At 61.4% G+C, this 21,963-nt stretch carries 18 protein-coding genes and 1 tRNA gene; 5 read left to right on the top strand and 14 right to left on the bottom strand.

From position 1 onward, the window contains the following. A partial coding sequence (locus KDL09_RS24355; protein ID WP_294391260.1) for a hypothetical protein occupies positions 1 to 183 on the top strand: 183 nt, incomplete at its 5' end. Then, positions 180 to 1,556, top strand: a complete 1,377-nt coding sequence (locus KDL09_RS24350; RefSeq protein ID WP_294391257.1) for a glycosyltransferase family A protein — start codon at positions 180 to 182, stop codon at positions 1,554 to 1,556. The genes KDL09_RS24355 and KDL09_RS24350, both read left to right, overlap by 4 nt. On the opposite strand, the gene KDL09_RS24345 is transcribed toward KDL09_RS24350, so the two are convergent. The 9 genes from KDL09_RS24345 to KDL09_RS24305 form a co-directional block, all read right to left on the bottom strand. Then, positions 1,492 to 2,892 carry a tyrosine-type recombinase/integrase gene (locus tag KDL09_RS24345; RefSeq protein ID WP_294391254.1) on the bottom strand — a complete coding sequence of 467 codons (1,401 nt, stop codon included), beginning with the start codon at positions 2,890 to 2,892 and terminating at the stop codon, positions 1,492 to 1,494. The two genes, KDL09_RS24350 and KDL09_RS24345, sit on opposite strands and share 65 nt — an antisense overlap. Before the next feature lie 61 nt (positions 2,893 to 2,953). Next, a tRNA-Tyr gene (locus KDL09_RS24340) sits at positions 2,954 to 3,039 on the bottom strand. Between the two features lie 90 nt (positions 3,040 to 3,129). Continuing rightward, entirely contained in the window at positions 3,130 to 4,194 is a 1,065-nt protein-coding gene (locus KDL09_RS24335) for a class I SAM-dependent methyltransferase (protein ID WP_294391252.1), read from the bottom strand. Positions 4,195 to 4,207: 13 nt separating this feature from the next. Then, entirely contained in the window at positions 4,208 to 5,374 is a 1,167-nt protein-coding gene (locus KDL09_RS24330; protein WP_294391251.1) for an ABC transporter permease, read from the bottom strand. Then, positions 5,371 to 6,042, bottom strand: a complete 672-nt coding sequence (locus KDL09_RS24325; protein WP_294391249.1) for an ATP-binding cassette domain-containing protein — start codon at positions 6,040 to 6,042, stop codon at positions 5,371 to 5,373. The genes KDL09_RS24330 and KDL09_RS24325 overlap by 4 nt, the downstream gene beginning before the upstream one ends. An 11-nt stretch (positions 6,043 to 6,053) precedes the next feature. Beyond that, on the bottom strand, positions 6,054 to 7,301 hold the full coding sequence (locus tag KDL09_RS24320) for a nucleoside transporter C-terminal domain-containing protein (RefSeq protein WP_294391247.1): 1,248 nt from the start codon (positions 7,299 to 7,301) through the stop codon (positions 6,054 to 6,056). Between the two features lie 24 nt (positions 7,302 to 7,325). Then, positions 7,326 to 7,769, bottom strand: a complete 444-nt coding sequence (locus KDL09_RS24315) for a hypothetical protein (protein ID WP_294391244.1) — start codon at positions 7,767 to 7,769, stop codon at positions 7,326 to 7,328. A gap of 78 nt (positions 7,770 to 7,847) precedes the next feature. Further along, positions 7,848 to 8,480, bottom strand: coding sequence for a hypothetical protein (locus KDL09_RS24310; protein WP_294391243.1), 633 nt, complete (start codon positions 8,478 to 8,480; stop codon positions 7,848 to 7,850). A 151-nt stretch (positions 8,481 to 8,631) separates the two neighbouring features. Then, positions 8,632 to 9,231 carry a hypothetical protein gene (locus KDL09_RS24305; RefSeq protein WP_294391241.1) on the bottom strand — a complete coding sequence of 200 codons (600 nt, stop codon included), beginning with the start codon at positions 9,229 to 9,231 and terminating at the stop codon, positions 8,632 to 8,634. Between the two features lie 211 nt (positions 9,232 to 9,442). Between KDL09_RS24305 and KDL09_RS24300 the strand changes: the two genes are divergently transcribed. Then, on the top strand, positions 9,443 to 9,850 hold the full coding sequence (locus tag KDL09_RS24300; protein ID WP_294391238.1) for a DUF2127 domain-containing protein: 408 nt from the start codon (positions 9,443 to 9,445) through the stop codon (positions 9,848 to 9,850). Positions 9,851 to 10,102: 252 nt separating this feature from the next. Here the strand turns inward: KDL09_RS24300 and KDL09_RS24295 are convergent, their stop codons facing one another. Beyond that, positions 10,103 to 11,287, bottom strand: coding sequence for a DNA-binding transcriptional regulator (locus tag KDL09_RS24295; protein WP_294391234.1), 1,185 nt, complete (start codon positions 11,285 to 11,287; stop codon positions 10,103 to 10,105). Between the two features lie 113 nt (positions 11,288 to 11,400). Between KDL09_RS24295 and KDL09_RS24290 the strand changes: the two genes are divergently transcribed. Next, positions 11,401 to 12,360, top strand: a complete 960-nt coding sequence (locus tag KDL09_RS24290; RefSeq protein ID WP_294391232.1) for a YHYH protein — start codon at positions 11,401 to 11,403, stop codon at positions 12,358 to 12,360. A gap of 85 nt (positions 12,361 to 12,445) precedes the next feature. Continuing rightward, a complete protein-coding gene (locus tag KDL09_RS24285; protein ID WP_294391229.1) occupies positions 12,446 to 14,977 on the top strand; it encodes a DUF3516 domain-containing protein in 2,532 nt (843 codons plus the stop codon). A 9-nt stretch (positions 14,978 to 14,986) separates the two neighbouring features. Here KDL09_RS24285 and KDL09_RS24280 read toward each other — a convergent pair whose 3' ends face one another. The 4 genes from KDL09_RS24280 to KDL09_RS24265 form a co-directional block, all read right to left on the bottom strand. Next, entirely contained in the window at positions 14,987 to 17,179 is a 2,193-nt protein-coding gene (locus tag KDL09_RS24280; RefSeq protein ID WP_294391226.1) for a nitrate reductase, read from the bottom strand. 2 nt (positions 17,180 to 17,181) lie between these two features. Then, positions 17,182 to 18,771, bottom strand: a complete 1,590-nt coding sequence (locus KDL09_RS24275; protein ID WP_294391223.1) for a DmsC/YnfH family molybdoenzyme membrane anchor subunit — start codon at positions 18,769 to 18,771, stop codon at positions 17,182 to 17,184. A gap of 3 nt (positions 18,772 to 18,774) precedes the next feature. Then, entirely contained in the window at positions 18,775 to 20,514 is a 1,740-nt protein-coding gene (locus KDL09_RS24270; protein ID WP_294391220.1) for a NirA family protein, read from the bottom strand. Further along, a partial coding sequence (locus KDL09_RS24265; protein ID WP_294391217.1) for a flavodoxin domain-containing protein occupies positions 20,504 to 21,963 on the bottom strand: 1,460 nt, incomplete at its 5' end. The genes KDL09_RS24270 and KDL09_RS24265, both read right to left, overlap by 11 nt.

Below are 21,963 nucleotides of genomic sequence, written 5' to 3'. Positions count from 1 at the left end.
TGGAACAGCATCGGCATGGCCTACATCGACAGCGGCCAGTTCGAATCCAGCGTCGTGTCGGCATCACTCAACCCGGGCGACATGATCCGGCTGGAAGTTCAGAACGACGGCTCGGGCTACTACGGCGGTCCAGCCTCCGGCCTTTTTGCCTTCGCCTCCATCTTCACCAGCACCGAGCCATGATCATTGCACGGCCCGTTGCCAATCACATCGCAAGGCCCCATCTCAAGAGCGCGAGCCTCACTCTCGTGGTCACCGTGCACGAGCCGTATCTGCAATGGCTGCCTTCACTGCTGGCCAGTGCCCGGCAGCAGAACCTCGCTGTCCGCAAGATGCTGGTTTGTGACGACTGCCATCCCGCACAACTCGATCAGGAGTGGGAGGTGCTCCATGGCGTCTGGCACGATCCCAACGCCGCACGCAACGCGGCACTTGAACACATCACAAGCGAGTGGGTGGTGTTCTGGGACGCCGACAACGTGATGCCCGGTGACTACCTTCAAACCGTCGCCGTGGCAGCCGAACATTCGAAACGCAAGACCGCCATTCTCTACCCTTCGGTCGTCCGGGTCACGGATGATCAAAAAGTCGGATTCCGAGCCGATGCAGAACTATGGGACTACTGGAGGGCCAAGGAGCGCAGCATGGCGGACACCTGTTCCGCATGGAAGGTGCTGGCCCTTCGCCAGCTTCCCGAGGTGTTTCGGGCAGGATGCTCGCCCCTCGATGACTACTGCCTCGTGCAGCGTCTGACCGAACTCGGTTGGAAGGGCGAACCGATTCCATCGACGGTCGCTCTCCGTGACCACCCGTTGCGCCGATCCCTTACCACGAGACCTCAAACCGCCAACACACTCTGGCAGGCTCGCAGGCACGCGATCATCACACCTTGGTCTGCCCGCTGGCACTGCTGCGAGGAACTGGCCAGTTGGTTCTTGAAGGCGGAACTGCCTCCACAAACCAACATCGTCTGGATCGACAACAGCGGGGATGCCAAATTCGAGACATGGCTTTGGAAGCTCGCCGCGAAGCTGCGCAAACGGCGGCAAATCCAGTCGATCGAAATCCGCGGCGTGCACGGACGCGCGAAAGATCAAACCTATGAGGCGATTCACACGCAGGTCGCGCGGCTCTACAACCTGGCGATGACCGGTCGCACCGAGGACATCGTCATCACTCTCGAGGACGATGTGATCCCGCCCCTCGATGGCCTGCAAAAGCTGTGCGAGCCATTCCTGCCCTTCACCAAGGTTGCCGTGGTGGCAGGAGCGTATCCAACGCGCGGGCAACCCGAACGGGTGGCCGCTTCCACCACACCCGACCGCTGGGGCAGTATGCCAACGATGGACTCACTCTCCGATCAAGTTCGACCCATCGGCATGGTGGCCGGCGGGTTCACCGCGTGGGCGGGATGGGCACTGCAAAAAGCGCTGCCGTTCCACACCACCGAACAGCCAAAGCTGGGATGGGATGGAACGGCCTCACGCGAACTCAACTTGGCCGGGTGCGGCCTCTTCCTGCACGGCGGCGTGAGATGCCTGCACCGCACTGCTTGATCTTGGGTTGGCAACCGACCGCTTCAAAGATCTGGTCAACCAGACTCGAACGCCTTTTGCGCGGCGCATACTTCTGCCGGCAGGCTTCCGGGGGAACCCAGCCTTCTGGCGGGAGAATCGAGAACCACTCACGCGCCTCGGCCTCCGTCACCAACTCCCGGTAATGCTTGAAGATGATGTGCGGCGAGTTGCCCGCTTCCAGCGCCACGCGCGCCGCATCCTTCACCTCGGCAATCCGGTAGCTGATGTAAGAGTGCCGCATCCCGTTATGAGGCCATGTGACGCCAATCCGCTTCGCCAAAGCCGTTGCCAGCATGGGAGTTTTCGGATTGGGCATGATCTTGCCCGTGCGGGGCAGGAGATTCAGCCAGACTGCAAGATTGTCCGAGATCGGCACAATCCGTCTGGAAGCGGTTTTTGCCTGATCTGCCCGCAGCAGAATGATCCGCCGTTCCATGTCCACTGCCGACCAGTCCAATCGGCCGATTTCAGCCACCCGCAGCCCGGCAAACGCGCCGATGGCAAGGAATGGCAGAAGATCAGGCGTGGCTGCCTCGAGCAGGCTTCGCATCGCCTCCGGCTTGAAGATCTCAGTCTTGACGTCGCCAGTCTTGGCCAAATGCAGCATCTCCGCTGCACTGGCTTCTGATGCTGGCAAATAACCGCGCGCTTTGGCAAAGGCGAAGAAAACCTTGATGCAACGATGCACGGAATTGCGGGTGACTGGGGAACCGCCAAGACCCCGCAGCCAGCGATCAAGATCACCCGGCTTGATCGCCATGACCTCACCAGGGAAGGCTTTCGCCAGTCTGCGAACGTTCACGGCCAGTTGATTCAGATACCTCGAACTCACCCCATCCTGAGCCTTCGCCTTGAGAAACTCGTCGATGATGTCGGCGACCTTCACACCAAGCGTGACGCCCTGCGTTCGCCGCAGGAATTCCTGAACGGCGACCATCAGAGGCACATCTCCAAGCAGTTCTCGGCATCGCACATACTCGTCCACAACGGCGACCGGAGGGAGTTTGAGGGGAGCCGTCAGCCGCTCGGCAGCCAGGTAACACTCCCGCTGTGAAGGGGTGAGATCATTGGTGGGCGCAAGGCCTTCCTGAATTCGTTGCGCAACAATCTGCGCCTCCGTTCTGGCCTTTTCCAAGGTGCCGAAACTGCGCCTGATCCGCCGCCCGTTCATGTGGAAGGCCACGGTGAACCTGTCGAAGTCCCGCACCTTGCCCCGGTAAATTGGCACCACGGCGTTGCCATGCTTGATGCGCAGGAACGGTTTGCCCTTTTTTCGGGGGGTAATCCCCGATTTTGTCATGCTTTTGTCGTGCATGACACCGGAAGGAGTGTCAACCGGACGAGGACCATCCTTCATAATTCCTTGATTATGAAGATGGTGGGCAGGGCTGGATTCGAACCAGCGTAGACGTAAGTCAGCAGATTTACAGTCTGCCCCCTTTGACCGCTCGGGTACCTACCCATTCTCCTTTCGAAGTGGGCCGCGATTATGGAGTCTAAGCCCTGCTTTGCAAACGCTTTATTCCCTCGCGCCGCATTCTCTTGGAAAGACTCAGCGGCGGCGTTTGCCGCGGCGCTGCCAGGTCGGTTTGACGATGGGGTTTCCAGCGTGCAGGACCTTGAAACCGCCGGTCTCCACGACCTTCTCCAGGTGGGCAAATGTTTCGGTCAGCAGGTTCTCGTAGGGGAGCTGGCGGTTGGCCACGAGCCAGAGCTGACCGGTGGGACGCAGGGCCTGGGCGGCGGCGGCGATGAATTTGAGACCGATGAGAGGATCGGCGTCCTTGCCTTCGTGAAATGGCGGATTCATCACGACCGCGTCGAACTTGGTGCGGTCGAATCCCGTCGTGATGTCCCGCCAGTGCGGATGCGCCTTCACCCGCGTGGGCACGAGGCCCAGATTGCGACGTGCGCATTCGAAGCAGTCGGCGTCGGCATCGTAGATGTCGAGCGTGTCGATGTCATGGCAGTTGCGCAGGAGGTGGTCGCTGAGAAAGCCCCAGCCGCAGCCAAAGTCAGCCACGTTTCCCGCGATCGTCTCCGGCAGATGCTTCACGAGCAAAGCGGAGCCTTCGTCGATGCGGTCCCAGTTGAACAAACCGGGCCGCGACCAGAACCGGCCATCGAGAATACGGCGCATGACGGCGCCCTGGCGCCAGCGCTCCAGCAGATTCTCATTCCAAGGCTTCGCCTCGTCCTTGGTGGCCCAGAACACACGGCTGTGATGCTTGGACAGCGATTCCGCCCTGCCGGCGACCTCGCGCAGATACTGCTCGCAACGCTTGGCTCCGGCGTCGTTGTGCTGGGCGGCCATCAGCACGCCGCCGGGGGCAAGGTGATCGTGTGCACGCGCGAGATCCGCGACCATGAGATCGCGCTGTGGATCGGGCAGCACGAGCACGAGATCAAACAGCCCATGTGCTTCGCGTTCGACACGGTAGCCGGCGGCTTCGAGTTCAGCGGCACGCGGCTTCCAGTTCTGCTGGCACACAAGACGCCCTTCAAAGTGCTGCAAGGCGGGATGCTCCTGCGCGCGCAGGAAGAGCACACGTCCCTCGGTGCTGATGTCGGGATTCACATCCAGGGCATAAATGAGGGCGTCGAGAGCGTGAGACATGAAGTGGAAATGGTTAGAGCGCCATCCGCAACAGATGCGGCGCGGCGACGGAGGCAAAAGACAGCAGCAGCAGGCCGATGAACACAGCAGCGAGGCCGACGATGAGGATTTCCAGCACCTTGACGCTGATGAGCGAGCGACGTGAGACGCCGACGTCTTCGAGCGTGGCGAATTCACGCTGACGCAGGCGGAAAGAAAGCGCGAACACAAGTGCGGTGACAAACAGCGCCGCAGTGGCGGTCAAAAGCAGTGCGCTGGCTGCGAATCCTTCGAGGCGCACGAGCTGCGAGAGCAGTGCCTCCATCTCGTCCTGTGGCCGAATCAACTGCTTGTCCTTCGAACGGGCGAACTGCCCTGCGAGCAACGCTTCGGCCTTCGCATTGTTTGGCAGCAGGATCACCGCACTGATCGGATAGGTGGCGATGTCGCCATGAAAGTGGAAGGAGGCGATGTTGGCATCGGTGACTTCGTTGAACATACGCACGGCGGCGTTGCCGACGATGTTACCCTCCTCCTGTTTTAAAACGACGGACTTGTCCTCTTTGAGATCATCATGGCCATGCGACCGGCCTTCGATGAGCCAGGCAGTTTTCACGTCGACAAAGATCGCTTCGTCATCGGGCGTGCCGTTTGGCGCGAGGACGCCGGTGACATGCATCTTCAAAGGATACACGCCAGCCATGTCGAAGGCCTGCTCGGGCGATGAGAAGACATGACCGCCCGGCTGCAGGCCGCGTTGCTTTGCGAGACGGGCGCCCACCACACAGTCGCCGAGACGACCGAGCTGCTTGCCTGCCGCGAGATGCAGACCGCGAAAGGTGAAGTATTCGAGCTCGGTGCCAACGATCGGTGCGCCTTGGGCCTGAAAGCGGATGTGCAGCGGAATCGCACTCGCACTGCGATTGCTGCGCAGTTCGGCCAGCGCACCAAAGGGGAGCGGGATGAGATTCTCGCGCTTGAAGTAGAGCGCGGTCATCATCAGATCCAGCGCACTGCCGCGCGTGCCCACGATCTGCGGCGTGGCAGCGGCGCGGGCGCGTAGTTCCTGCTGCGCGTGATCGATCAGCACGCGCAGGCAAAGCGGAAGCGCGAAGACGAGACCCAGCGCTCCGGCGAGCAGCGCGCTTTGAAAACGATGTCGCAACACGTAGCGCGCCGCGAGATGGAAGGACGCGCTCATGAGCTGGCGAGATCCTCCATGCGCAGCGTTTGATCGAACATCGGCAGCATGTTCGGATCGTGCGTGACCATCACGAGACAGGCGCCGCGACGACGCGCGTCTTCGAGCAGCATGTCCACCACGATGCGACCGCGCGCGGGATCGAGTGAGGCCGTGGGTTCGTCCGCGAAAACGAATCTCGGTTCATGCACGAGGGCTCTCGCCACGGCGACACGCTGGCGTTCCCCCTGCGAGAGCTGCGACACTTTTTTATCGAGGTAGCGGTCGATGTGCAGGCGCTGCGTGAGATCCTGCATCCGAAGGCGGACCGAAGCGTCCGCGCTCCCTTCACGAAACTGATGCGGCAGCAGGATGTTCTCCGTGACGGTGAGGTAGTCGAGCAGCGCGAAATCCTGAAACACGAGGCCAATCTCTTTGAGACGAAAGGCACGACGTTCCTCGCGGCTCATCGCATCGATCTGCGCGGAGCCGAGGCACACCTGCCCGGAGGTCGGCGTCAGCAATCCGGTCAGCAGACGCAGCAGCGTGGACTTCCCTGCCCCGCTCGGTCCGGCCAGTGCCAGCGCTTTGCCCGCCGCCAGTTCGAGCCGCGGCACATGCACGCGAAAGCCGTCGCCGGAATAGGCAAAGCGAAGGTCGGAGACGTTGAGGCCGCTCGGGTCGGACATGCGCTCACTCTTTAAAGCAGCAATCCCGCGACACAAGCGGTGCAATAACAGGCCAGCAGACCGCCGGCCATGGCCTTGAGGCCGATCTGCGCGAGTTCCGCCCGGCGCTGTGGCACCAGCGCGCCGATGCCGCCGATCTGGATGGCGATGCTGCCGATGTTCGCGAAACCGCAGAGCGCGTAGGTGGAGATGAGCACCGTGCGAGGTGAAAGCGCGCCCGACTTCGCTTCTCCGCTGAGGTTCAGGTAGGCGAAGAACTCGTTCAGCACCACACGCTCGCCGAGCAGCGAGCCGACCTTGCCGCACTCGTCCCACGGCACGCCCATGAGCCAGGCGCAGGGTGCGTTGAGCCAGCCGAGCACAAGCTGCAGCGGTTGCGGGACGTTTTGTCCGCACAGACGCAGGCCGAGGGAGAGCAGGTAGTTCGCCAACGCGACGACGGCGACAAAGGCGATCAGCATGGCGATGACGTTGATGGCCAGCTTCATGCCATCGCTCGCGCCATGACAGAGCGCGTCGATGCCGTTCGCGGTTTCACGTTCGAGCGGTTTGTTCGCACCAGCCGCGGTCTCGCTTTCCTCGGTTTCCGGAAGCATGATCTTCGCCATCACGATGGCCGCCGGCGCGCTCATCACGGAGGCGGTGAGCAGATGCCCGGCGGAGATGCCAAAGGAAACATAGGCCGCCAGCACACCACCGGCGATCGTCGCCATGCCGCCGACCATGAGGCACATCAGCTCGCTGCGCGTCATGCGCGCGAGGTAGGGCTTGATGACGAGCGGCGCCTCAGTCTGTCCCATGAAAATGTTCGCGGCGGCGGCCAGTGTCTCGCTGCCGCTGGTGCGCATCACGCTGCGCATCACCCACGCCGCGGCTTTGACGACCATCTGCAGAATGCCGTAGTGATAAAGCAGCGACGACAGCGCGGAGACAAGGATGATGCTGCCGGTGATGAGCAATGCGAGCGATGCCGCATTCTCCCCGCCAAACACCGGGCCCATCAGCGCCGGTTTTCCAATCGCGCCGAAGACGAAGCCGACCCCCTGATCGGCGAATCCCAGCAGTTTCAGGAAGGCCTTGTCCAGCCAGACGAAGATGCCCTTCCCCACCGCCGTGCGCAGCAGCAGCACGCCGCACGCCAGCTGCAGCGCCAGGCCCGTCAGCACCACGCGCCACGGAAACAGACGCCGGTTTGACGACATGGCCCAGGCGAGCGCCACGAACACCACCAGACCCAGGAGACAAATGAGACGATCCATGCGCAGGAGTAACGGGGTGAAGTTTTACCGACGGTCCAAGTCCCAGCCGCTGCGGCCCCACTCGTAGCCTTCCTGATAGCGGTTCGAGGATGGCGTCCAGCCGGGAGGAAAGGCCTGCTTGACCATGGCGTGGTATTTGGACGGATGATCGGGGAACTGAAACGGCACTCCCGGCGTACGAAGAACATCCTGCGGACTTGCGCCGGGCAGCGTGGGCTGCGTCTCCCACTTCTTGCCGTTTGGATAATAGAACTGCTGCGTGGAAGGATGGTAGTACGCCTCGAAACGCGGGTAATAGGTGAAGTTGGACGGACCACCCAACCGTGGCGCAAAGGTCGACAGTCCGACCGGATATCCATAGCCCTGCGCCGGCATGCCCCAGCGGACATTGCACCCGGTGAGCACCAGCAGCACAGCCCCGACACAGAGCCAGTTCTTTCCAGACCGAAGCAGCGAAGCGAATTTCATGGCCGCGATCATGTTCCAGCAATGAGACAAATCAACCCGGGCCAGCCGGCCTTGGAGCATTCCACGGAAGTGGACGAGCTACTTCACCTCTTCCACGCTCACAACATTTAGCTGGATGAACTGGCCGTTGTAGGGCTGCGGCGCTGGCGCAATCTCGGGAACGACGAGCTTGGCGAAATTGGTGATCATGTGGCCGTTCTGGCCGTCGCCGTGCAGGGTCAGCGTGGCGCCGCCGTCGATCTCGATGGTGGCGGTGTAGTCGATGGTGAAGATGCGGTGCCCCACCTTGTCATCGCGGTTGAAGAAGAAGTGCTGCGCCGGCGACGAGACCGTGAGCTGATAGATGTTGTAGGTCTTGTTGTTCGGCACGCCGCCGATGTAGAAGCGCTCGCCCACCTGCTGACCGTCCTTGTACATCATCGGCTCCACCACACCGCGCACGCGCAGGGTGACCTTGTAGCGCTTCCCCGCCTCGCCGCCGAACTTCTTCACGTCGGTGAACTTGTCATTCGTCTTCGGATCGTCTGTCATCCGCGCCGAGATCCCGTCCGCGCCGGGCTTCGGATTCTCCGGCATCGGATCCCTGCAGGGAAACTCAAACAGGTAACCGTCGAGATCCGCTGCAACCTTCTTCAAGTCATCGGCGGCAAAAGTTGGAACAGCAAACAAGGCGGCAGCAAAGAGGCAGGCGGCAAGACGGAGTCGGATCATGGATGGTTGGAGAGTGGAGATGCTGATCAACGCCGATTATCGCGCGGGCTTGCGAAGATCGTCGGGGGCTTGGCCAGAAGAGCACCTCATTTGGTCGGATCGCGATAAAATCTGCCCAGCCCCTCAATTCGTCCTTTCACGTAACCAACCCTCACATCACAGGGCTCTCGGCGCTGGCGAGTTCGACTTCGTCCACGTAGGGCTTGCCGGTGATCTTTTCGATCTTCTCGCGGTTCTCCTGTTCGTTGAGCGGCGGTTCTTCTTCGCCGTCGCCTCTGGCCGGGCCGTGGTAGGTGACGTTCCACTTCAGCCGTTTCCAGCCGCCGTCGATGCGCTTGAAGGTGTAGTGCAGCTTGGGCACGCGGAAGCCGAAGCCGTCGTGGATCGGACCGATGGCGACCTCGACCTTCAGCGGCGGCTTTTCGGAGGTCTGCTTGATCTCCACGGGCGGCTGCGAGCTGTCGCCTTCGAGGAGGAAGTGGTCGTCCGCCACCTTCGTCAGCCCGTCGCGATGGAAGGCGTTGATGGACCAGTCGTAGGCGGGAAAGGTCTGCGCGATGTCCCACATGCTGGGCTTCTCCTCTTCGGGAAGATCCACGACGTCCTCGATGATCTTCTCCGCCATGGCGGGACGTTTGACCTGAAGGAAGCGCTCCTGTTTGACCCGCTCTGCCCGCTGCACCGGCGTCTCACAGGCCGGGAGGGCGAGCAGGCAGACAACGGCGGTGAAAAGGGCGATCCAGGAGGACATGGGAACGATGGACTCGGGCGGAAGGTGAGAAGGATGTGGGCCAAATCTACGAGAAGAATCAGGCAAACTTGTCACCCAGGCGCGGACTGAGACATCCGGGCGCCGAGTTTCGTTTGAACGAATCGCGCCGCCGCCGCACTCTCCCCGCATGACTCCCTCCGGCGTGCGAAAAAGTGTCGATGTGGTGGCCGCGATCTAGGCCATCAAGGGGGTGATCGTGCTGCTGGCAGGATTTGGCATGCTGGGACTGCTGCACCGGGATCTGCATGCGCTGAGCGGCGAGCTGGTGGCGATGCTGCATCTGAATCCGGGGAACCGCTATCCGCACATCTTCATCGATTTGTTATCGCAGCTGAACGACGAACGCCTCTGGCTGCTGGCGGGACTGGCGCTGCTGTATGCGATCATCCGCTGCGTGGAGGCCTACGGCCTGTGGCGGCAGAGAACGTGGGCGGAGTGGCTGGCGCTCGTCGGCGCGTGCATCTACCTGCCGTTTGAAGTGTACGAACTGTGGACCGAGAAATCGCTGATGCCGCTTGGTGCATTGGTGTTCAATGTGCTGATTGTTCTGCTCATGGGGCGCGTGCTGTGGCAGAAGCGGCAGAGCCTGCAGATGTGACCGCGGAATGCGGAAAGAAGATCCCCGGAAAATGCCAAAAAAGTCATCTTTGTTGCGCAGTTTTTACATCGATCTGACACATCGTTTTGAAACCGTGCGACTCTGCCACCAGACATCGGGAGCAGCATCAGGCTGCCAGTCGAACATTTCAGATAGTGGTTCCTTCTTGGCTGTTGGCACACACTTCAAAGAACCGGGGCGGATCGAGTGATCCGCCCCGGTTCTTTTTTGGGAACGGGCGAGGTCCCGACCTCACACCGCGCGCTGTTTCCGAAACGCGCCGGGAGTGATGCCCGTGCGATTTCGAAACGCCTCGGCCATGTACTGCGGATGCGTGAAGCCGCAGCGCGCGGCGATGGCATCGAGCGTGAGATCGGTCTGGGTGAGCAGCTTCTCCACGGCGGCGAAGCGAATGCGGTTGATCTCCTCGCCGGGGCTGCGGCCGATGAGCGCCTTCATGCGCCGCTCCAGCACGCTGCGGGAGAGCGCCGTCTCCCGCGCGACGCGCGTCACATCGATCTGCTCGGTGGCGTGCTGACGGATGAATCGCAGCGCCGCGGCGATGCGCGGATCTTCCACGGCCACGATGTCGCTGGACTGACGCACGGCGATGTCGCCGGGTGCCAGCAGATGCTGCTCGCCGGGTTTCGGGATGCGCTTCTTCTTCATCCACTCATCGAGGATGCGCGCCGCCTCGTATCCCACGGCCTGACCGCGCAGACGCGCGCTGGAAAGCGGTGGCGACGCCGTTTCGCAGAGCATGTTGTCATTCTCCGCGCCGACGACGGCCACCTCCTCCGGCACGGCGATGCCCGCACGCCTCGCGGCATCGAGCAGCCAGAAGCCGAGCTGATCATTCACGGCGAAAACGCCAACGGGTTTTTCCAAGGACGCGAGCCACTCGGACAACGCACGCTGATGCTCGTCCCAGCGCAGACTCTTCTTCCCTGCCCTGCTCGATTTGAACATCGCGCACTCGAAGCCGTGCTCGCGCAGCGTCTGTGCAAAGCGCTCGCTGCGTTCGACGAAGAAAGCCTCGGTGGTGTCGAAGTAGCAGGCGAAACGCCGGAAGCCGCGGTTGCGCAGATGCTCCGCCACGCGCGTGGCCACGACGCTGTTGTCCATGCCGACAAACGGAAACGAATGCGGCAGCACCGTGGTGCGGAGTTCGACCACCGGCAGCTTCGTTGCCTTGAGCTGGCGCAGCATCACGTCATCGACCGTGCGCGAAAGGATGCCGTCGCCGGGCCAGTCCTTCAGCCAGTCTGGAAAGCGGCTGCGCAGATCCCGCGGCTCCAGATACAACGACCACGGCCCGTTCTCCGCCACATAACGCCGGATGCCGCGCACGATGTCGCGCCCATAGGAGCGCGAGGTGTCGACGAGAACGGCGACCTGCGGAATGCGGCCGGGCCTGGAGGTGGATGCCTTGGGCATGGTGTGATGCAAACCGGAAACCAGCGCGGGAAGCAAGCGGGAAACGAGCCTCCGATAAGACGAATGGTACATTCCTGTAACGAAATCGAATTTATACGGTTACTCTTCCCATCATGAAGTCTTCCCGCCTTTCCGCCACCCCTGCCCTGCTGATCAAAGTGAGCAGCACCGTGCTGGTGTCGGCCTGCCTCGCCGCCTCTTCACAGCTGCCGCCGAGCCAGGTCAAGATCACCACGGACGACAATTACCGCCGCATCCAGGCAAATGGCATTCCGGATCACAAGCCGGGACAGTTTCCCAACCGCCACAATCCGAACACCATCTCCCCGCAGGCCTATGACTACAAGGTGCCGCTGAATCCGCAGGTGGCGGCGCAGCCCACGCCCTACCGCATGCAGCCCTTCGGCATCGCGGTGAACGGCGTCGTGTTTGACCCCTTCGCCGCCGAGTGGTGGAAGAATGATCCGAACAGCGGCTGGCAGTACGAACCGCACGGCGGCGCGATCGATCTCGGTCTCGACTCCAGCAACGCCCATGTGCAGCCGAACGGTGCGTATCATTACCATGGCATCCCGAACGGCCTCGTCGAGAAACTCGGCGGAAATCAGCCCAAGATGGTCCTGCTTGGCTGGGCGGCAGATGGCTTTCCGATCTACGGCCCGTGGGGTTACAACGATGCTGGGAGCGCCCAAAGCCCGCTGAAGAAACTCGAGCCCAGCTACGGCATCAAACAGGGCATGCGCCCAGCCGGTTCGCCCGGCGGCAAATACGACGGCTCCTTTGTGCAGGACTATGAATACGTCGAGGGCATGGGCGATCTCGATGCCAGCAACGGCCGTTTCGGCGTGACGCCGGAATTTCCCCAAGGCACCTACCACTATGTGCTCACCGACACCTATCCCTACATTCCGCGCCAGTTTGCCGGAACGCCGGATGCGAGCTTTGAGCGCCGTGGTCCCCCCGGTGGTGGCTTTGGCCCTCCCGGAGGTGGTCGTCGCGGCGGCCCCGGAGGTCCGGGAGGACCCGGCGGACCGGGCATGCGCCGTCGTCCCGGTGGACCGCCACCGTTTTGATTCTTGATGGAGGAGCAGTGCACCACGTGGTGACGACGCATGCGTCATTGCCGCTTCAGGATGGCTGCGCCATGGGTGAGTGTTCATGACCGACCACCCGCTGCTGCGCCGACTTCCGAAATCCAAAGACTGCTCGAATGACGAGCTGCTGGCGGCGTTCCTCGACTATGTGGCGGAGAAGAAGCTGGAGCTGTATCCGGCGCAGGAGGAGGCGGTGCTGGAGCTGTTTGATGATCGCAATGTGATCCTCAACACGCCGACGGGCTCCGGCAAATCGCTCGTCGCGCTGGCGATGCACTTCCGCTCGCTGGCCCGAGGACGGCGCTCGATCTACACCTGCCCGATCAAGGCGCTGGTGAACGAGAAGTTCCTCGCCCTGTGCCGCGATTTCGGTCCCGACAACGTGGGCATGGCCACCGGCGACGCGACGGTGAACCGCGATGCGCCGATCCTCTGCTGCACGGCGGAGATTCTGGCCAACTACGCGCTGCGTGATGGAGCGCAGGCGCCGTTTCGCGAGGTGATCATGGACGAGTTCCACTACTACTCAGACCGCGAACGCGGCGTGGCCTGGCAGGTGCCGCTGCTCACGATGAGTGGATCACGCTTCCTCCTGATGTCCGCGACGATGGGCGGCACGGAGTTTTTCAAAGAAGGGCTCACGCGTCTGACGCAGGCGGAGACGACGGTGGTGTCGGCGTTTGAACGCCCCGTGCCGCTGGAGTTCAGCTATGTGCAAACATCGGTCGATGTGACGTTGCAGGAACTGATCGCGGCGAACAAGGCGCCGGTCTATCTTGTGCACTTCACCCAGAACGAGGCCGCTCAGGCGGCGCAGGATTTGATGAGCCTCAACTTCTGTTCGACCGCGGAAAAAGCCGCGATCAAAGAAGCGATGAGCGGCGCTAAGTTCACCAGCCCGTATGGCAAGGAGGTGAAGAAGTATCTCAGCCACGGAGTCGGCATTCATCATGCCGGGCTGCTGCCAAAGTATCGCGTGCTGGTGGAGAAACTCACTCAGCGCGGGCTGCTGAAGATCATCTGCGGCACGGACACACTCGGAGTGGGCGTGAACGTGCCGATCCGCACAGTGCTGCTGACGCGCCTGAGCAAGTATGGCGGAGAAAAAGTGGCGACGCTGAGCGCGCGTGATTTTCACCAGATCACCGGCCGCGCGGGCCGCCGGGGATATGACGACGTGGGCTACGTCGTCTGCCAGGCACCGGAACACGTCATCGAAAACGCCAAGATGGAGGCCAAGGCGGCCGGAGACGTGAAGAAGATGCGCAAGATGGTGAAGAAGAAGCCGCCTGAAGGCTTTGTCGGCTGGAATGAAGACACCTTCAAGCGACTGCAAAACGCCTCGCCTGAGCCACTGGTGTCGCGCTTCCAAGTTTCCCACGGCATGCTGCTGCAGGTGCTCAGCCGCAAAGGCGACGCCTGCGCGGCGATGCGGCAGTTGATCGCCGATTCGCATGAGACAACCAACGCGAAAGCACAGCATGAGAAGCGTGCGTGGCAGCTCCTTCGCGCCCTCGTGCAGCGCAAGATCATCGAGATCATCCCGCCCGCGAAGCGCGACGCCGACGGCACCAAGCTGCGGCTCAATGTGGAGTTGCAGGAGGATTTCTCGCTGAACTACACGCTCTCGCTGTATCTCATCGACACGCTGGCGCTCATTGATCCGGCCTCGCCAACCTACGCGGCGGATGTGATGACCTTGTGCGAGTCCATTCTCGAAAACCCGGACATCATCCTGCGCCGCCAGCTCGATCAGGTGAAGGACGAGGCCATGATCGCCATGAAGAACGAAGGCGTGCCGTTTGAAGAACGCATCGCCAAGCTCGAGGAGCTGGAATATCCCAAGCCCTGCCGCGATTTCATCTACAGCACCTTCAACGCCTTCAGTGACGCGCATCCGTGGATCGGGCAGGAAAACATCCGGCCCAAGAGCATCGCCCGCGAGATGTTCGAAAACTTCCGCACCTTCGCCGACTACATCAACGACTACGACCTCCACCGCGCCGAAGGCGTGCTGTTGCGACATCTCTCCAGCGTGCACAAAGTCCTCGCGCAGACCGTGCCCGAAAACTTCAAGACCGAGCCCGTGCAGGAAATGGAGGCCTGGATCGCCGGAGTGCTGCGCGGCACGGACTCCAGCCTGCTCGATGAATGGGAGCGCCTGCGTGACCCGAACTACAAGCCCGACGAGCCGCAGCAAAAACAGGACGAGCCACCGGACATCACACGCAACAAACGCGAGTTCACCGCACTCATCCGCACGGAGATCTTCCGCTTCCTGCGTCCTCTCTCCACGGAGAACTACGCGGCGTCGATTGCCGCTGTGGGCGGCTCATGGACCGCCGACAATCTCGCCGCGAAGATGGAACCCTACTACGCCGATCACGAGCGCATCCGCCTCGACAACGAAGCACGCAACGGCCGCCACACCTACGTGGAGCCGGCCGAGGACCAGAAATCATGGCGCATCTGCCAGGTGCTGATCGATCCCGAAGAACTGAACGACTGGCAGGCGGAGTTCAGCGTGGATCTCGATCAGGCACGAGAGGACGGCAAGCCCACGCTGCTGCTGACCTCGGTCAAACAGATCGGCTGAAACCTCGTGTCATGCTTCAATCCGCACTGCGGAGTGTTTGTAACTCGGCTGGCGGCTGTGAGGATCAAATGAGGCGTGCGTGAGCTGGTTCACGCGGTTGTCGTGCATCGGCAGGAAGACTTCACCGGGATTGACGCAGGTCGTCACGCGCAGCTTCGCTGAGAGCTCGGCGCGTTTGGAAACGACGCGGACGGACGCGCCGTCACACAGTCCAAGTCGCTCCGCATCCACCGGGTTCACATCGACCATGAGCTCTTCCGGCATCATCTTTGCCAGCACAGCAGACTTTCCGGTGCGCGTTTCGGTGTGCCACTGCGCACTCGTGCCGCGCCCGGTCATCAGGATCAGCGGATACTCCTCGCTGCGCTGCTCTGGTGCGGCTTCGGGTGGATCGAAAACGAACTGCGCCCGCTTGTCCGGCGTGTAGAATTGACCGTCCTCAAACAGCCGCCGCTCCTTGAAACTCGAAACCTCGAACTTGGATCCTTGCTCACGTGACAACGGCCACTGCACGCCGCCGCTTTTGCGGAGCATCTCGTGTCCTTCGATGCCCGTGATGTCGCAGGGCTGGTTTTCGGAGCAGCGCTGGAGAATGCGGAAGGCAGACTCGGGTGTCTGCCAGCCGCGGAACAAATCCTCGCAGCCCCAGTAGTGCGCGATGAGACGGAAGATGTGGAAGTCGGCGAGCGCCTGACCGGGAGCACGACGAACTTTCGGGCTGTAGCCGATGCGGCGCTCGCTGTTGATGAAGCAGCCTTCCTTTTCTCCCCAGCCCGCGGCCGGCAGCACGAGATGAGCGCGTTTCGCGGTCTCGGTGGTGCAATACATGTCCTGCACGACGAGGAACTCGAGTTTGTCGAGCACACGGTTCATCTTGTTCTGATCGATCCACGAGTGGCTGGGATTGGTCGCGACGAACCAGATGGCCTTCACGGTTCCTTCGTCGGCCGCTTTGATGATTTGATCATACGCAAGGCTCGGACGATCCGGAATGCGCTCCACAGGAATCCCCGTGGCGGCCGCGACCTTCTCGCGATGCGCCGGATTGCGGAAGTCATGACCGCCAAGCAAGTTTGTCGTGTTCGAGAAGAGACGCGAGCCCATCGCATTGCACTGGCCGGTGATCGAATTGGCGCCCGTTCCCGGCTTGCCGATGTTCCCGGTCATCAGCGCGAGATTGATGATGGCCTGCGCCGTGCGCGTGGCCTGATGGCTCTGGTTCACACCCATCGTCCACCAGAAGGAGACACGCGGAGTGCCTTCGATGATCGTCTTCGCAAAATGAACGAGACGCTCCGCGCTGATGCCGGTTTCAGCCGAGACACGCTCCGGAGTGAAGTCAGCGACCAAGACTGCGAACTCGTCAAACCTTCTCGTGTGATCGGCGATGAAGGCGCTGTCGAGCCCACCGTCACGAATGATCAAATGCGCGATGCCGTAGAGCAGCGTGAGATCGCTCTTGGGCTTGATGGCGTAATGCTGCGTGGCCGCCATTGCGGTTTCGGTGAATCGGGGATCAACGACGATGATCTCGGGATTGCGTTGGTTGCGCAGCACGCGCTGCCACATGATCGGATGCGCGATGCAGGGATTGGCGCCGATGAAGACGAGCACATCGCTCTCCTCAAAGTCGCCATAGGTGAAAGGCGGCGCGTCGAAACCGAAGCTCTCCTTGTAGGCGGTGACCGCGGTGGCCATGCACTGGCGCGTGTTGCCGTCACCGTGGATCATGCCCATGCCAAACTTGGCCAGCGCTCCGAGAAACGCCATCTCCTCAAACACGATCTGGCCGGTGCTTAAAAACGCAGCGGCTTCAGGACCGTGCTTGTCTAGGATCCCGCGCATCGTGTCGCAGAAGTAGCGCAGCGCGGTGTCCCAATCGACTTCCTTGCCATGCAGCACCGGCATCTTCGCCCGGTCCGGCGCATCGAGGACACTGAGCGCCTCCCAACCCTTCGGACAGGCGGTGCCGATATTCACCGGATAGTCGGGATCCGGCGTGAGATTGATCGCCTCTCCGTCCTTGAGATGAATCTTCAGGCCGCAACCTGTGGAGCAGAAGCCACAGATGGCTTTTGTGGTCGCATCCGGCACCAAACGCGAAGGAACCTGCCCCAGACCGAACTTCGCCGGTTCACGGACGAGATCGGCGGTGAGTGGTCCGTTCCATTCGCGGAAGGTCATGGCGGGAGGCGTGATCATGATCAGTTGCCGGGCATCTTCGAGCCTGCGGCGGCGGTGAAGAAGTAATGGCGTTCAACCACCTGGCTGGCAAACATCAACACCAGCGAGATGCTGAGCATCCAAGACATCGAAGCACCTGCACCCATCATGACTGGAATCAGCAATCCGGTGGCGATGAGGAGATGGCCGCACAGTTCCACATGGTGTGAACGATGCTTCGTCAAAACGAGCGCCGACCGGTGCCACGCACAGGATTCATCCTCCAAGGCGCTGCGATAGCGCGACAACTCCCAGAGCGAAAGCGTCCAACGGAACAGCAACGTGAAAGCCATGGCCCAGGTGGCAACTGGCAGCTCTCTCCAGATCCAAACAGCAGCGCAGGTCCCGGCTCCGAGCATCAGCATGGTTCCGAGGAACTTCCCAGCCGTATTCGACAGCGACCAGAACGGACGATGCGTGTCCACATAGACCATCACCGAGCAGAGCACCGCGCCAAAGGCTGCCACAGCGGTGCCTGTTACGGCGAGGCGCATCCAATCCAAGTTTCCGAGCCACCAAGTTGCCGCAATGGCGACGCCTCCACCGGGAAGAGCCCCAAAAGCGATGATCTCACGCGACAGCCACGATTTGCGCCAGCCGAGAAACGCGCGCCAAGCCTTCAGCGGCTGCCCCAAATGCAATACGCTCAGTGCAATGCCAGCCAGCCCGAACACGAGTGCGGCAGCGCTGGTGATGGCGGCTTCATTTGCCGAAAGAACATTCAGCCACATCGCCACCGCGCAACCAATGAAGGCCCCGGCGCTCATCTGCGTAAGCACCAACATCCAGGCGAGCGGAGGATGGCCATGATCGAGTTCAAGCCGGCCGGCATCCGCCGGTTTCGCCGCAGCCGGCAGAGGCTTCGAGGAGACGTAGGTCGTCGTGGGACGCGTGTAACTCGATTCGTAAGCCCCGGCAATGATCTGACCGCGATCGGGCACTTCACTGAGCTTCACGACCTTGATCTTGATCGCCTCATTCGGACAAGCCTGCACGCAGGCAGGCGCTTCACCTTCGGCGAGACGGCCCTGGCACATGTCGCACTTGCGCACGATGCCACGCTTCAGATTGAACTTCGGCACGTCATACGGGCATTTCAAAATGCAGTAGCTGCAGCCGATGCACTGGTCGTCGAGATGGCGCACGATGCCGGTGGCCGCATCCTTGTCATAGGCAAGCACCGGACAGCCGTTCGCGCAGGCGGGGTCTTCGCAATGATGGCAGGCAGTGGTGACGGTTTGGAGATAGGGCTCCTTCCGCGTGCCAACGAGCAATCCCATGTCTCGCCAAGACTCGTCTTCGTCGAGACCGTTCAGCGAATGACAGGCCGCCACACAGGCCTTGCAGCCGGTGCAGGCGTCGAGATTCACTTCAAACGCATACTGCTCCCCGGGCTCCGGCTTCGAGAGCGGGATGAGATGCGTGAAGCGTTCGCGAACGGACTTGGAATCGTATTCGTCAGAGAAGAGCGCCACAGGCGTGCGCAGCGTCTGCTGCTCCCGCAGCGTTGCTTCGAGAATGCCAACGGGGGAGCCGCCAGATGAGGTCTTGCGCTCCATGTCCCGGATCATGGCTCAGATGCTGAAAACCTCCTGAAGCTGGCCCACGGTGTGACGGTTGCAGAACGAGTGGAAGGACTCGTCACCTTCGCGCTTGTCGAGGTAGCCCTTGAGCATCGCCTCGAGCGTGGTGCCGAGACTTTCAAAGGCAACACCGCTGAAGATCTGACGACCAATCTTGCGATTCTCGCCAAAACCACCGCCGACGGTGATGTGATAGCCTTCGCCGCTTTCGGACTTCACCTTCGTGCCGAGCAGGCCGATGTCGCCCATGAAGTGCTGGGCGCAGGAATGCGCGCAACCGGTGAAGTGGATGTTCACGGGCTTGTCGAGCTTCACATGCTTGTCGAGATACTCCATCATCGCGATGGCGTGGCCCTTCGTGTCGCTGGCGGCGAATTTGCAGTACTTGTTGCCCGTGCAGGCGACGAAGCCGCTCCTGAGGTTCGACTGCTCACAGGGGAAGCCCAGCTTCCTCAATGATTTCGCCACGGTGGCGGCGTAGGCGGCCTTGATGTTCGGAATGATGAAGTTCTGCCAGACGGTGAGCCGCACTTCGCCGCTGCCGTAGCTGTCGGCGAGATCAGCGATGCGCTCCATCTGCTTTGCCGTTAGCTGTCCGACTGGCACGCTGGCGCCGATGTAAACGAGACCTTCCTGCTTCTGCGGATAGATGCCGACATGCGAGTGCCCCTGCTGCGAAAACTTGCGCTTCGCATAAACCGGCGAATCTGGAGCCAGACGCGTGAGCTTGAACTTGAGGTGCTTTTCAGCCTCCACAAGCACACCATCGAGGCCCTTGTCCTCGACGACGTATTTGAAGCGCGCCTTTTTGCGGTTCGTGCGATCCCCAAATTGAATGAAAACGCGCAGCAGGGCCACCATGACGTCGTTGAGCTGTTCCGGCTTCACGATCACGCCCCAGTCGCTGGCGAAGGTTTGATGTCCCGTGACGCCACCGAGCGCGATACGGAAATAGACGCCGGGTTCGATGCCATCGCTGTTCTCGCCGATCTCCACGGCGCTGGCACCGATGTCGTTGGTGTCTTCCACGGCGGAGATCAGTCCGCCGCCGTCGTAGGCGATGTTGAACTTGCGCGGCAGGTCGTAGAACTCCTTCGTGCCGATGATGAGCGTGGCGAGCTCGTTCACCAGCGGGCGCACATCGATGAGCTCATACGGATCGTAGCCCGCGCAGGGATTCATCGTGATGTTGCGGATGTTGTCCGCACCCGCCCCCTTTGAATGGAGGCCGCAGCCCTGGATCCGGCGAAGCACCTCGGGGCAGTCTTTGGGTTCGATGAGACGGATCTGGAAGTTGTTGCGCGTGGTGATCTGGATGTAGCCCGTGGTGAGCTCGCGGGCGATGGCGGCTATCTCACGAAGCTGGTAACTCTTCACCACTCCACCCGGAATACGCAGGCGGCACATGTAGCCGTCCTTCACCGGATTCAGCCAGAAGAGCCCATTCCATTTGAAACGGAAGACAGACTCTGGCTCAGGTTTCGCGTTCCAACGCGCATCCATGACGAGTTGTTCGATCGCGTCGAAGGGATGCAATTCACGCTTGATGCGCTCCTCCTTGGTCAGATCATCGAGCGAAGGCCCGGCTGGGGCTGCAGGAGTCGGAGCAAGATCGCCAAACGAAACGCCGCCCGCGGCGATGCCGGCGAAGAAACCTTCGAGGTAGCGCTTTTGTTCGGTGGAGAAGTCGGCACTCACATCGTTCGAGGCCTTGGGTGAATCAATAGACATCGCGGGCATAGCGTTTCTCCTTCTTCATTTGGGCGACGTAGGCGGCGGCTTCCTCCGGAGTCCTGCCTCCCTGACTCTGGATGATTTCGTGGAGGGCCTGATCGACGTCCTTGGCCATGCGTTTGGCATCTCCGCAGACGTAGAAATACGCCCCTTCTTCGAGCCACTGCCAGAGTTCGCTGGCGGCCTGCATCATGCGGGTCTGCACATAGATCTTCTCCTCCTGGTCACGGCTGAACGCGGTGTCGAGTCGTGTCAGCAGGCCGCCCTGCACCCACGAGATGATCTGATCGTGGTAGAGGAAATCCGTGATCCGCTTCTGGTCGCCGAAGAAGAGCCAGTTCTTGCCCGGAGATTCGGTGGCTTCGCGTTCTTCGAGGAAGGCGCGGAACGGGGCGATGCCGGTGCCGGGTCCGACCATGATGACAGGCTTGGTACGATCCGTCGGCAGACGGAAGTGGTTCGCGGTGTGGAAAAAGATTCCGGTGGTCTCATCGATACCCAGGCGGTCGGCAAGGAAGGTGGAGGCGACCCCCTTGTGCTGAACGCCTTCCGTGTTATAGCGCACGGCACCGACACAGAGATGCACTTCATCCGGATGCGCCTTGATGCTGGAAGCGATGGAATAGAGGCGCGGCTGAAGCTTGCGCAGGCTTTCGATGAACGCGGTGAGAGCTATCGGCGCGTCGAGCTTTTTGCCGAGGAGATGACGCACTTCATAGTTTTTGATGAGTGCTTCACGCAGCGGAGCAGTGCCGCCATCAGGCAGCGGGACGGCTGCGTTCGGATCATACTGATGCGCGGCGATGATTTCATCGACGACTTCGGCGCAGTTCTGCACGTAAACGCCGAGCGCATCGCCTACTTCATAAGCTAGACCGGAACCGGCGAGCGAAAAGGCTATATGACGCGTGTCCTTGGAACTGCCGTTCGCGTTCAGATTGATGTTGGCGATCAGCTTGGCCGGGAACGGGTTCTTTTTGCTCCACCCGGTTTCGACCTCGGGTTCGGCAGCCGTGGCGGGAGCGGTGACCAGCGCGGACGGCTGTGAAGCGGAACCGGCGAGCGCCGTGAAAGCGGATTCGCTCCATGTTTTGGCCAGGTCGTCGAAATCAACATCGCAATCGACACGATCAACAACGCGCACGGCTCCCAGTTCGGTAAGCCGCTCGTCCAGCTTTCTGCCGGCGAGACAGAAGGTGTCGCCGTAGTTTTTGTCACCGAGCGCCAGGACGGAGTACTTCACGCCGTCGAATTTCGGGCTGCTGCCGTTCTGATTGATGCTGTCCCAGAAGGAGACGGCGTTGTCAGGCATGTCGCCCTCGCCCCAGGTGCTGGTAACGACGAGAACGTTTTGCTCTTTGATGAGGTCGGCAGGTTGCAACGAATCGAGGCCCGCGGCTCGCGCCGCGAAGCCCCGACTCGTTGCTTCCCTGGCCAGCCGCTTGG

Origin of the sequence: Prosthecobacter sp. (assembly GCF_020439865.1) — a bacterium.
In the GTDB taxonomy this organism is placed as follows: Bacteria; Verrucomicrobiota; Verrucomicrobiia; order Verrucomicrobiales; family Verrucomicrobiaceae; genus Prosthecobacter.
This window is presented reverse-complemented; position numbering and strand designations above follow the sequence as displayed.

Bases quoted from the DNA above. Each gene is read 5' to 3' on its own strand.
- KDL09_RS24350 (WP_294391257.1), top strand. From the start codon at position 180: ATGATCATTGCACGGCCCGTTGCCAATCACATCGCAAGGCCCCATCTC.
- KDL09_RS24345 (WP_294391254.1), bottom strand. From the start codon at position 2,892: ATGCACGACAAAAGCATGACAAAATCGGGGATTACCCCCCGAAAAAAG.
- KDL09_RS24335 (WP_294391252.1), bottom strand. From the start codon at position 4,194: ATGTCTCACGCTCTCGACGCCCTCATTTATGCCCTGGATGTGAATCCC.
- KDL09_RS24330 (WP_294391251.1), bottom strand. From the start codon at position 5,374: ATGAGCGCGTCCTTCCATCTCGCGGCGCGCTACGTGTTGCGACATCGT.
- KDL09_RS24325 (WP_294391249.1), bottom strand. From the start codon at position 6,042: ATGTCCGACCCGAGCGGCCTCAACGTCTCCGACCTTCGCTTTGCCTAT.
- KDL09_RS24320 (WP_294391247.1), bottom strand. From the start codon at position 7,301: ATGGATCGTCTCATTTGTCTCCTGGGTCTGGTGGTGTTCGTGGCGCTC.
- KDL09_RS24315 (WP_294391244.1), bottom strand. From the start codon at position 7,769: ATGAAATTCGCTTCGCTGCTTCGGTCTGGAAAGAACTGGCTCTGTGTC.
- KDL09_RS24310 (WP_294391243.1), bottom strand. From the start codon at position 8,480: ATGATCCGACTCCGTCTTGCCGCCTGCCTCTTTGCTGCCGCCTTGTTT.
- KDL09_RS24305 (WP_294391241.1), bottom strand. From the start codon at position 9,231: ATGTCCTCCTGGATCGCCCTTTTCACCGCCGTTGTCTGCCTGCTCGCC.
- KDL09_RS24295 (WP_294391234.1), bottom strand. From the start codon at position 11,287: ATGCCCAAGGCATCCACCTCCAGGCCCGGCCGCATTCCGCAGGTCGCC.
- KDL09_RS24290 (WP_294391232.1), top strand. From the start codon at position 11,401: ATGAAGTCTTCCCGCCTTTCCGCCACCCCTGCCCTGCTGATCAAAGTG.
- KDL09_RS24285 (WP_294391229.1), top strand. From the start codon at position 12,446: ATGACCGACCACCCGCTGCTGCGCCGACTTCCGAAATCCAAAGACTGC.
- KDL09_RS24280 (WP_294391226.1), bottom strand. From the start codon at position 17,179: ATGATCACGCCTCCCGCCATGACCTTCCGCGAATGGAACGGACCACTC.
- KDL09_RS24275 (WP_294391223.1), bottom strand. From the start codon at position 18,771: ATGATCCGGGACATGGAGCGCAAGACCTCATCTGGCGGCTCCCCCGTT.
- KDL09_RS24270 (WP_294391220.1), bottom strand. From the start codon at position 20,514: ATGTCTATTGATTCACCCAAGGCCTCGAACGATGTGAGTGCCGACTTC.